The sequence below is a fragment of the Elizabethkingia miricola genome (assembly GCF_001675285.1).
In the GTDB taxonomy this organism is placed as follows: Bacteria; Bacteroidota; Bacteroidia; order Flavobacteriales; family Weeksellaceae; genus Elizabethkingia; species Elizabethkingia miricola.
Map to the genome: position 1 here is coordinate 63719 of NZ_LSGQ01000007.1, position 12055 is coordinate 75773.

At 34.7% G+C, this 12055-nt stretch carries 9 protein-coding genes; 4 read left to right on the top strand and 5 right to left on the bottom strand.

Annotation, left to right across the window (positions count from 1 at the left end):
• Positions 1-13 precede the first annotated feature (13 nt).
• From ATE49_RS08525 to ATE49_RS08540, 4 genes are all read right to left on the bottom strand, one after another.
• Positions 14-367 carry a four helix bundle protein gene (locus ATE49_RS08525; protein WP_024565989.1) on the bottom strand — a complete coding sequence of 118 codons (354 nt, stop codon included), beginning with the start codon at positions 365-367 and terminating at the stop codon, positions 14-16.
• A gap of 57 nt (positions 368-424) precedes the next feature.
• Positions 425-1615: an ABC transporter permease gene (locus ATE49_RS08530; protein ID WP_078781557.1), complete on the bottom strand. Its 1191-nt coding sequence runs from the start codon at positions 1613-1615 to the stop codon at positions 425-427.
• A 93-nt stretch (positions 1616-1708) separates the two neighbouring features.
• A complete protein-coding gene (locus tag ATE49_RS08535; RefSeq protein ID WP_034866540.1) occupies positions 1709-2938 on the bottom strand; it encodes an ABC transporter permease in 1230 nt (409 codons plus the stop codon).
• Between the two features lie 104 nt (positions 2939-3042).
• A complete protein-coding gene (locus ATE49_RS08540; protein WP_065081827.1) occupies positions 3043-3735 on the bottom strand; it encodes an ABC transporter ATP-binding protein in 693 nt (230 codons plus the stop codon).
• 353 nt (positions 3736-4088) lie between these two features.
• Here ATE49_RS08540 and ATE49_RS08545 point away from each other — a divergent pair, with 353 nt between their 5' ends.
• The 3 genes from ATE49_RS08545 to ATE49_RS08555 are packed head-to-tail and all read left to right on the top strand — an operon-like array spanning position 4089 to position 7077.
• Positions 4089-5063: a ribonucleotide-diphosphate reductase subunit beta gene (locus tag ATE49_RS08545; protein ID WP_034866536.1), complete on the top strand. Its 975-nt coding sequence runs from the start codon at positions 4089-4091 to the stop codon at positions 5061-5063.
• 15 nt (positions 5064-5078) lie between these two features.
• Positions 5079-5366, top strand: coding sequence for a hypothetical protein (locus tag ATE49_RS08550; RefSeq protein WP_065081828.1), 288 nt, complete (start codon positions 5079-5081; stop codon positions 5364-5366).
• Between the two features lie 55 nt (positions 5367-5421).
• On the top strand, positions 5422-7077 hold the full coding sequence (locus tag ATE49_RS08555) for a ribonucleoside-diphosphate reductase subunit alpha (protein WP_024567722.1): 1656 nt from the start codon (positions 5422-5424) through the stop codon (positions 7075-7077).
• Positions 7078-7643: 566 nt separating this feature from the next.
• Here the strand turns inward: ATE49_RS08555 and ATE49_RS08560 are convergent.
• The gene (locus ATE49_RS08560; protein WP_065081829.1) at positions 7644-10832 is read right to left on the bottom strand and encodes a TonB-dependent receptor; all 3189 of its coding nucleotides are present in this window, start codon (positions 10830-10832) and stop codon (positions 7644-7646) included.
• A 988-nt stretch (positions 10833-11820) separates the two neighbouring features.
• Between ATE49_RS08560 and ATE49_RS08565 the strand changes: the two genes are divergently transcribed.
• A complete protein-coding gene (locus tag ATE49_RS08565) occupies positions 11821-12015 on the top strand; it encodes a hypothetical protein (protein WP_065081830.1) in 195 nt (64 codons plus the stop codon).
• Positions 12016-12055: the final 40 nt, after the last annotated feature.

The following is a 12055-nucleotide window of genomic DNA, read 5'->3' on the forward strand; positions in this document are numbered from 1 at the left end:
GAATAATTAATTTTTATGATTTTAAAAGATTACTTAGTAAAATGAATGTTGATACGATATAATTTCCTAATTCTGTCAATTCTTCTGGTTTTATATAATTTCTTTCAATAATAACCTCGCAGCAGGTATCGATTTCTACTATTGAGCCTCTTGCGATTTCATAAAATCTGTTTCTTTCTGTTTTTGATTTTCTGGATGACCCTTCGGATATATTTAATAGTACTGATGTTGATGCTCGTTTCAGTTGGCTTTTTAAATTAAAATTTTCAGAATCAGGTAATTTTTCAAGAATATCATAAGATGCATTAAGTAGCTTCTTTGCTGATTTATAAACTTCCAGATTTTGATGATTCAATTTTAAAAACATAACATACTATTTTATTGATATATTCACCTCAATTCACTTATTCACCTATTCATTGTTTTATTCTGTTCTTAATGCTTCAATAGGTTTTATTCTTACTGCTCTTTGTGCCGGAATAAGTCCGATAATCAATCCCAGGAATACCATCACAAACATGGCAGAGAATACGTTGGAATAATTAACACTCGGATTATAAAACGGGAATGCATCATTGTTTTCTGTGAGGGCATTAATCCCCATAAGTAGGAATATACCCAGGAAGAAACCAATAAGGCCTGAACTAAGTGTGATAACGACACTCTCCAAAAGGATCTGGTTACGAACCTCCGAAGGTTTGGCTCCCAGTGCACGACGAATACCAATCTCTTTAGTACGTTCTTTTACTGTAATCAGAAGAATATTGGAAATGGCAATAACTCCCGCAATAATAGTAAGTGTTCCTACAATAATGGTAAGAAACTGCATTCCGGTAAGAAAACCTGTTAGCTTTTTGAATTCCTTCCCCAGGTTAAAACTTCCGTAGGCATTTTCATCTTCAGGAGATACATGGTATTTTTCTTTTAATACTCTTTTTGCATTATCTTCTATCTGAGCAAGATCTGCATTGTCTTTCCCTACAACAGCAAACATTTCGGCAACATCTCCGTTATTAAACATTTTGTTGTATGTTGTAAAAGGAATAAAAACCATATCATTGCTTTCCATTCTGGGACCATTGGTAGCCACTTTAAAAACTCCGATAACAGTAAAATATATTCCTTTTATTGTTACTGTTTTACCAACAGGGTTTTCTCTTTTTTTTGCATCGAAAAAAGATTCATATACCTCATTTCCGATTACTACAACATTCTTGTTGCCGGATATATCGGCATCGTTGATATATCGCCCGAATGTTAATTTCTTTTTACTGATAGCGTCTCCGATGGGATAATCTCCGGTGATTCCGTAATTGCCTTTTTTTCCGTTGCGTACCAATGGTTCGGGTTTTCCAAAACGCGCTCCACGACTGTTTTGTGGTGAAATGTACTTAATGCCCGGAACTTTATTTTTCAACATTTCTATGTCGTTGGTGTGCAACTTCATTAATTTTCCTTTTGGGAATCCTCCATAGGGGATAGAAGTGCTCTGCGCCCACATAAATATAGAGTTGGTAGCAAAGCCATTAAAGGCCTTATTAAATCCGTTTTCCACACCTTTGGCAGCTCCCAGAAGACTTACGTACAGGAACATACCCCAGCCTACACCAATCATGGTAAGGAAAGTCCTGAGTTTGTTATTGCGCAGTGAGTAATAAATCTCCTGCCATGTATCTAAACTAAATAATAATTTCACTTTGTCAGGTTTTTATTCTGTTCGTAATGCTTCAATTGGTTTTATCTTGGAGGCACGGTAAGCCGGAACAAATCCTGCAATAGCACCTGCAATTACAAGGCATAAAAAGGCGAAAATTACCATTCCTGTGCCTACTTTTGGTTCTTTTATAAAATATGGTTCCAAGCTATTTCCTAACAGATTAAGTGTTAGTAAACCGAATAGTACACCGACAAGTCCGGAGATTACTGTGATAACCACACTTTCCTGTAATATAAGAGCCACAATACTGTTTGGTCTGGCGCCAATAGCTTTCCTTACACCTATTTCCTTTGTTCGCTCTTTGATAATATACACCATAATATTACTGATCCCGATGATTCCGGCGATTAGTGTTCCGCCACCAATAACCCCTACAATAACAGTTAATACAAGCATGAACTGTAAGGTGTCTTTCATATTTTCAGCATTATTTCTTACAATAATACCATTGTCATCTGTCGGATCTATACGGTGCTTACTCTTCATATCCTTTTTTATGTCATTTCCCAGATCAATAGCTTGCTGAGTAGACATTTTTTTATCGTAGGTAACGAAAATAGTGTTCAGTGTATCCGAACTTTTTTTCATCATCTGCAAAGTACTTACCGGAACGGTAATCATACGCTCGTCCCAGTCGCCACCGTTATCGGAGAATACCCCGACTACAGTAAAGCTGGTTCCGTTAATATTGATTCTTTTACCAATTGGACTTCCATTTTTGATAAGGTCTTTCTGAACCAGTCGACCAATTACTGCAACATTTTGCTGGCGTGTTACATCCGATGCATTAATATATCTGCCATCTGTAACGAGTCTGTTTTCTATTTTTATTTCGTCGCTATTGGTACCGGAAATCTGATAATTACCACTTTCTTTGCCATACTTTACCATCATATTGGCACTATAACGTGGGGCAGCAGATTCAATCTGAGTTTTATTTTTATCAGTAATTTCTTTATAATCGCTGTTCCGCATGATAATTTTACGATTGGACTGCATCCCTGCATAAGGCTTGGAAGTCTGTGTACTGAATATCGTAATAAGGTTTGCAGCATCTCCATTAAATTCATTTTGAAATGAATTCTGTAATCCGTTACCAATACCAAAAAGGACAATAAAAATAAAAAGTCCTAAAGCGACAGTTACTCCCGACAAAATTGTCCGGAGTATATTACTTCGGATAGAACTGAATATTTCGTGCCAGCGGTCTATATCGAACATATTTTGTTATATTTTGTATGTTAATAGTGAATAAAGCTTATTAATTAAAAGTGGTCAGTAATCGTTTTTGTTATCAGAATCACTTATCCACATTTATATATTCATTATTCTAATACTAATTGTTTGATAAATTCGTCACTTTCAATAACGCCATCTTTCAGGACAACATTACGTTTGGTCTGTGCGGCAACATCAGGTTCATGGGTTACAACTACAATTGTTTTTCCTTCGCTATTAATCTCCTGCAGCAGCTTCATAATATCGTATGTTGTTTTGGAATCCAGTGCACCTGTAGGTTCATCCGCCAGAATTACTTTTGGATTGGTGATAAGGGCTCTGGCAATAGCTACCCTTTGTTTTTGTCCTCCGGAAAGTTCGCTGGGTAAGTGATCTGCCCACTGAGCAAGACCTACTTTCTCCAGATATTCCAGTGCTTTTTTATTTCTTTCTTTTCTGGAAACGTTTTGATAATAGAGTGGTAGTGCTACATTTTCCAATGCTGTTTTATAGGAGATCAGGTTGAATGACTGAAAAATAAAACCTAAGAACTTACTTCTGTAATCTGCTGCTTTTACCTCGTTAAGATTTTTAATCGGAACTCCTGCCAATTCATAAACTCCTGAATCAGCTTCATCTAATATTCCTATAATATTAAGTAAAGTAGATTTTCCTGAGCCGGATGATCCCATAATAGATACAAACTCGCCTTCTTTAATATTAAGGTTGATCCCTTTCAGAACATGAAGTTTGCTTTTTCCGGTGTCATAAGATTTTTCAAGATTCTCAATTGTAATCATTTCACGATTTTTACTAATTGGTAGTATAGAAAGTCAGTTTGTTACACGAAAAATGTTTTTGAGGATAATTTTAAATTGTTTAACCGATAAGTGCTTTAATTCAGGCAAAAAAAAATAAGTGTTTAATATATAGTACGTAATTAGGCATTTTATAATAATATCCACCTCTTAATTAGCGTAAACATAGGTACTTAGGTATAAATGTGGATAACTTTTTTACGAGAAATAAGGCTTTGACGGGGATGACGGCTTTTTCCACTTTTTATTGTAACGACCTTTTGATAAATTTGTAATCTAACTTCACAGTTAAAGAAAAGTTTTTGGTTGAACTCAGTTAAAATACACAAATCATTATGGGAATTTTCGATAAACGAATCAGTTACAAGCCTTTTGAGTACCCAGAGGTCTTACAATTTATAGAAGCAATTAACAAATCATTTTGGGTACATTCCGAGGTAGATTTTACAGCAGATGTGCAGGATTTCCACTCACAGTTGGAACCTCACGAGAAACATGCGGTAAAAAATGCATTGTTGGCAATTGCACAAATTGAAGTATCGGTAAAGACATTTTGGGGGAATTTATATAATCACCTGCCGAAGCCTGAGTTAAATGGTTTAGGAGCTACTTTTGCAGAGTGTGAATTCCGCCATTCAGAAGCTTACTCGCGTTTATTGGAGGTATTAGGCTACAATGATGAGTTTATGAATGTAGTGGAAATTCCTGCGGTAAAGAAAAGAATCGATTTCCTTTCTAATGTTCTAAAGCATGCGAATTCTGCAACACCTAAAGAGTATGTTTCTTCTCTATTGTTGTTTAGTATTTTAATTGAAAACGTTTCATTATTCTCTCAGTTTGCCATTATTCTTTCGTTTACAAGATTCAAAGGTTACATGAAAAATGTATCCAACATTATTGCATGGACATCTGTTGATGAGCAAATACATGCTAATGCCGGAATCTATTTAATTAACAAAATCAGAGAAGAACAGCCTGAGCTGCTTACAGATTCTGATATCGAAGATATTTATACATTAGTAGACCAGTCTGTAGAACTGGAAGCTGAGATCCTTGACTGGATATTCGAACTGGGTGAGCTAAGTAATTTCTCTAAAGAAGATTTGCTGAACTTTATGAAGTACCGTGTAGATGACAGTTTGAAAAAAATCAACATGGCAACACGCTACAATGTTTCTCCAGAGCAGTATCGTCCAATGATGTGGTTTGAAGAAGAAGTGTTTGCTAATTCTATGGATGACTTCTTTGCGAAGAGACCAGTAGACTATACTAAACACGATAAGAGTATTACCGCAAACGATTTGTTTTAATTAATCCTAGAAACTATGATTAATGTATTGGTTAGCTATACAGTAAGGCCTGAATATGTTGAAGAAAATAAAACCAATATTAAAAAGTTTCTGGAGGATTTTAAACAACTTGATCAGTCTAAGTTTGAATATAAAGTTTATTTAAAGGAAGACGGAATAACATTTTTGCATTATTCCAACTATGTAAGTGAAGAAATACAGTACGAAGTGCTGAATGTTCCTTCTTTTAAAGAGTTTCAAAGGCTGAGAGATGAGAGTGGATTAAATGGCTCGCATCAGGTTAATTTTTTACAATCAATATAACAAAAACAGAATTTCGGCGGGGTTGTGATTAACCGAAATTCGTAAAAATAAAAATATTATGGAAGAACAAAACATATGGTGGCTGAATGAAGAGTCCGAGCAAATGCTGAACAGAGGATATTTGCTGAAAGGGGAAACTGTAAAAGGTGCCATCGAAAGAATTACAACTGCTGCGGCAAAAAGACTGTATAAGCCAGAATTACAACCGGCTTTTGAAGAAATGATTACAAAAGGCTGGATAAGCTTTTCTTCTCCGGTATGGGCTAATATGGGAACGCAGAGAGGTTTGCCTATTTCTTGTTTTAATGTTCATATTCCTGACAGCATAGAAGGTATTACTCACAAGATGGGAGAGGTTATTATGCAGACTAAGATTGGTGGGGGTACATCTGGATATTTTGGAGAACTTCGTCACCGTGGTACTGCCGTAACTGATAATGGAAAATCTTCAGGGGCTGTTTCTTTTATGAAGCTTTTCGATACTGCTATGGACGTGGTTTCTCAGGGTGGAGTTCGCCGTGGGGCTTTCGCCGCATATCTGGATATTGACCATGGTGATATTGAAGAATTCCTTTCTATTAAGGATATCGGAAGCCCAATCCAGAATTTATTTACAGGTGTTTGCGTACCAGACTACTGGATGCAGGATATGATTGATGGTGATATTGAGAAGCGTAAAATCTGGGCAAGAGTATTAGAAAGCCGCCAACAGAAAGGATTACCATATATTTTCTTCAGTGATAACGTAAACAGAAACAAGCCTCAGGTATATAAAGATTTAGGATTGACGGTTAATGCAAGTAATCTTTGCTCTGAAATTATGCTGCCTTCTTCTATGGAAGAGTCATTTATCTGTTGTTTGTCTTCTATGAATCTTGAGTTATATGATGAATGGAAAGATACAGATGCTGTAAAGCTTGCAATTTACTTCCTGGATGCTGTTTTATCCGAGTTTATTGATAAAACGGAAGGCAACTACTATCTACAGGGTGCAAGAAACTTTGCAATGCGTCACAGAGCTTTAGGTTTAGGTGTATTAGGATACCATTCTTATCTGCAGAAGAATATGATTCCATTCGAAAGTTTCGAGGCTACTCAGTTCAATGCAAGAGCATTCAGGCATATTAAAGAACAAGCAGAACAAGCTTCGAGAGAATTGGCTAATATTTATGGCGAGCCTGAATTACTAAAAGGTTACGGTGTAAGAAATACGACCACTATGGCTATTGCTCCGACAACCTCCAGTTCTGCAATTTTAGGACAAACGTCTCCTGGAATTGAGCCATTTGCTTCTAACTATTATAAGGCTGGTCTTGCAAAAGGTAACTTTATGCGTAAGAACAAATATCTAGCAAAGTTACTGGAAGAAAAAGGTATTGATAATGAAGAAACATGGAGAACAATTATGTTAAACCATGGTTCTGTTCAGCATCTTGCAGAACTTACTGAGGACGAAAAAGCAGTATTTAAAACCTTTAAAGAAATTTCTCCAATGGAGATTATTTCTCAGGCTGCACAAAGACAACAATATATTGATCAGGCGCAATCACTTAACTTACAGATACCATCTACAATGCCTGTGAAGGATGTTAATTATCTTTATATAGAGGCATGGAAGAAAGGGGTGAAAACATTATACTACCAGAGAAGTTCTTCAGTTTCTAAAGAATTAATGGTAAACTTTGTTTCTTGTTCTTCATGTGAAGCGTAAATAAGCGTTTAGTTTAATTATACTATATAAAGCACGGAAATTATTTCCGTGCTTTTTTATTTGATGCAGAAATAGATTTGTGAATTTTCTGTTTTTTTATCCTTTTAGAATGACTTATAAAATCAGGATTTAGTATGATGAATTATATCATGTCCAATATTGAAAAACTGCATATTTGTGTTTAAAGTGCTTGCTGGTAAGGTGTTGCTTTATTTTCATTTTAAAAGATTATTTTTGTTAATTGTTCATGTATTTCAATTGTTTTATCGTGATATTGTTATGTTAATGGGTTGAAAAATATATTATTTCTATTGTATTGTACTGCGATAGCTAATTAAATTGATTTGCAATTTTTAGAAAATGATAATAATCACATTTTTATTTAGATAAGCTTTAAATAAATTTGCAGTGTTAATTAGTTTTTCATATCAAGTTAGAGCATCCTTTACAGGATTGCTGTACTAAAGGCTCCCATCGGGAGCCTTTAGTATTTTGACTAAAAATCCCTACAACAAATTGTTGTAGGGATTTTCTCTGTAAAATAAAATGAAAAATTATTTTGAAACCTAGAAGTTATATCTGATTCCTAACTGTCCCTGGAATCTGGACGCGAACTGATCTATTGTATATGGAGTTCCAGGAGTTTTAAAGTTGTAAGTTGGGTCTCCGGCTTCCGGAACATTACCTGTAACGTTACCTACTTTAGTTAAACCTACACTTGCTGTAGAGTTAAATGTGTTTGGTACAAAGTAAACTTTACCCCAATCTTTGTTAAGTAAATTGGTAATATTCATAATACTGAATGAGATCTGAATCGTGTTTTTATTCTTATTGCTCAGTTTTATCTCGTCCATTATTCTGAAGTCAGCCTGAACGTTCCAAGGTGTGAAATCACCATTACGCTCAGTAAATTTACCTCTTCTGCTGCTTAGGTATTTGTTGCTGTTGATGAAGTTTTCATAGTCAGATACCTGTTGTTGTACACTTACTGTATTACCTGCTCCGTCTTTGTAGGAAACAAGGTATTTGGCAGCTTCTGCAGCATCTTTGAAAATATAAGCTAAACCAGCTGCTTGTCCTGTGTTGGCAATGGTACTGTTAACAAATCCCCAAGAGAATGGATTACCAGACTGTGCATTGAAGTAAACGTTAGCAGAAAGTCTGTTTGTCTCAGATAAATTGATACCATAACCTAAGTTAGCAACGATTCTGTTTTTGATAGCAAAGTTAGATGTTGCCAATGCTGGGTTGTTAGGTGTCAGAGATTGGTTCATCTGCCAGTTACTCTCCATTGAGTTTCTGATACCGTTGGTAATATCCTTAGCGTCACCATAAGTATAGGCTGCAAAGAAATTGAAACCAAAATTATATGATTTAGCTAACTGTACTGTCAGGTTGTAACGGTATCCTTCTTTAGTATTGGACAGCATATATGCATTAGAGAAGTTACTGTTGATGTTAGTTGTGTAAATCGGCATCTCATGATTGGTATCATAACTGAAGTAAGTAACCTTGTCTGTTTTGTTTACCTGCTGGAACATTAGATCATATATTACTTTTGTATAGATACCTTCTAATGTTAGCTTATATCCTGCAAGTGTGTAATCTAAAGCTAGTGAACTTCTCCATACACGCGGCATTTTGAAGTTATTGTCAATTAAGTCTACCTGAACTTTAGATGAGTTTTGCCATTTTGCAAAGTTTCCGCTTACTAAAGGATCTCCGTTTGTCGTTAATTGAGCAGGTGCAGGTGGATTGTAATCGTAACTTCCAAATCCTACGCCATCATTGTAATATGCATATCCAAGCCATGCAAATGGAATTCTTCCTACAAAAATACCAGAGCCACCTCTTAGTACAACAGATTTATTTTCTGTAATATCTAAATTGAAGCCAAGTCTTGGAGATAAAGTTGGTTTGCTAAGGTATTTGTTGGTAAGTTGGCTAAGTGGTGTATAGGTATAAGTATTGCCATAGTTTGGATCGTTCGGAGAAGCGTTTACCAATGAACTTAGCTGTGGCTTGTTTGGAAGATCTGTATAGTCAACTCTGATACCAGGTGATAATCTCAGTCTTCCTAAATTGATTTCATCCTGAAGGTATAGGGAGAACATATTAACCTTGTAATGTGCATAAGGATTGTTGAATAATGTTTCTCTGTTATCACCATTAAAGGGGTATGTTCCTCTTATTCTGGCAGGCTTTGATGCAAAGAAATCATCTAGATTCTTATAAGATATTCTTCCGTTTAATGCATTTACAAAACCATAATCGATATTGTATAATTCGTTATGGGTTCCTAATAGGAAATTGTGTATGCCTGTTTTATATGTTAAGTTATTCGTGATTTCGAAGGTTTTCTGTTTCATGTTGAATACAGTTGCTTCTCTATCGTTTCCGAATAATATTGTTCCGCCATTGTAAGATACTTCAACCTGAGGGAACATTTTGTTCTGAGAAGATGGATCTCTGTAATCATGGATTGATGAATACCCTACGATTAAATTGTTGCTCCATTTGCTGTTGAAACGGCTTTTTAATTCTAATGTTGTTGTAGAAGCTGTATTTCTTTGTGTGAAATCTATGCTTGAAAAACGGAAGTTTGCACCGTCTCTTTCAAGGTTTGATGCTTGAGAGAATACAGTGTTGTTTTTGATGGAAAGGGAATGTTTGTCATTTAATTTCCAGTCCAATTTTGTGAAAAGCTTTCCACTTTCAGAAAAGTTATTGTACTGATTGTAGCTTCCGATATCGAATCCATAACGATTTTGTACGTCTCTGGCTATTCTTGCTGCTGTGGCATTGTCAACTAAAGATCCGGGATCACCTGCATTGTAAAAAACAGGGTCCGTTCTCTTGGTGTATTCGAAATTGGTAAATAAAAATACCTTGTCTTTTACAACTGGGAGTCCAATTCTTCCACCTGCAATATAATCTTCAAAAGAACTTGGCATTTTAGAATTATCACCTACTCTGTTTTTACCAGTAATAGCTGCATTTCGTCCGTAGAAATAAATAGATCCGTCAACATTGTTGCTTCCGCTTCGGGTTACAGCATTTATACTACCACCTAAGAAGTTTCCTAGTTTTACATCGTAAGGAGCGATATATACCTGTACATCCTGAATAGCGTCCAAGCTAATGGAGTTGGAACGTGTGCTGCTTCCAGGCATTCCGGAAGTTCCTGTCTGTCCTCCTAATGATGGGCTGAATCCGATTGCGTCATTGTTTATAGATCCATCTATGGTAACGTTGTTATAACGGAAGTTGGTTCCATTAAAAGAGTTATTTGCACTCTGGGGGATTAATTTTGTAACATCCTGTATACCTCTGTTAATATTTGGAAGTCCTGATATTTGAGACTGGCTAATTCCTACTCCATATTTTACTGCTGTTTTTTTATTAGCAGTCAGTTTTACTTCGTCAATTGTTTTTTCTTTAGAAGAATTTACTTCTACTACAGGTAAATCATTGTTTCCTAATGAAAGCTGAAGGTTGCTGTTGGAGTAGATAAGATTGGAGCCTTCGGTGATTTCAATCTTGTACGGTCCACCAGGCTGAAGGTTGTCCAGGCTGTATATTCCTTTGTTGTTGCTTTTTGTTTCGAAAGTACTGTTAGTAGGTAAGTGTGTTACTCTTACTGTTACTTCCGAACCGGAACCTTTTAGTCTTCCAAGAATTTTGGAAGTAGTTTCCTGTGAGAATGCTATGCCAAAAGATAAAAGGGCAATAGCGTAAATAATTCTTTTCTTCATATCGAATAGTTCAAATTCTAGCGCAAAAATAAATGGCTGTATTAAAGAATCAGGAAACTAAAAATTAACATTGTGTAAATGATAATTTAACTTTTTCTTAAAAAAAACTTAATTATTATGAAAACTGATAAGCCAGGAATGTCTGATGATATTGTACTTATAATAGTATATAGATAGTTGTAATAGATTTATTGATTTCGCAATCTGATTTTACGAATTGGTTAATGAATTTTCTATTTGATTTTTTGTATTGTGTATAACTTTTATTTTGCTTGTATCTATTGTTAATAAGGGTGTTTTTAATGTATTACTTATTTTGTTTAAATAGATGCTGCGCTTTTTATGAACTCTTTAGTTTTCTTGTTTTTATCTTGAAAAGTGCCTGTTGTAGAGGTTTTATGATTATTTATAATTTAATAATATTTATTTATATACATTGTTATTTATAAATATATCTATAATTAATTATTAAATATTTAAAATAAATATTTTATGTATTGTTTTTTTTATTAATTTTATTGAGAATTCATTGTAAGTACTTTATTAGTTAATAATATTTATAAATAAGAATATATGTTTAATAATGTTTCATTATAGAAACGTCGTAATTTAGACTGCTTATGGGGGATACTATATTTTAAGATTTCTGAAAACTGTTTGACAATTTCATATTATTTCTGTCAAACTTATAGAGTTAAAGAAAAAAAATGACATGCGTTTCGTGTATGTTTTGTTTCTGATTTGATTTTTACGCTGGTGATTGTGTTTCCGTGGTAAGTTTTGTTGTCCCGGAGTCGGATAGTTGCCAGATCGATTTTTTAGAGGTTTATCCTATGCTGTTTTATTGAATGCTTTAAAAAAAAGATTATTGCATGGATGTTATTACCAATTGATGAATGAGAGTGAAAGATGATGAATCGCATCTTGTATAAGTATTTTATTTATTGCATATAATAATTGTCAACACCTTTTTACAAATAAATAATAAATGAAAGAAATGAATAATAATACTAAAAGAGAATACATTGCTCCTGAGCTAAATTGTGTTCTCATAGAAATTGAACAAGGAATTGCAGCAGGTTCAGCAACGCTTAGAATTGGAGCGTCCGGATCTGAAGACACCCCTCAAGTAGATGACTGGAATAATGGAGGTTCGTGGGGAAGTGGAGATTCTGATTTGTAAAGTTTTAGGAACTAAATTTTATTAATTAAAAATGAATTGA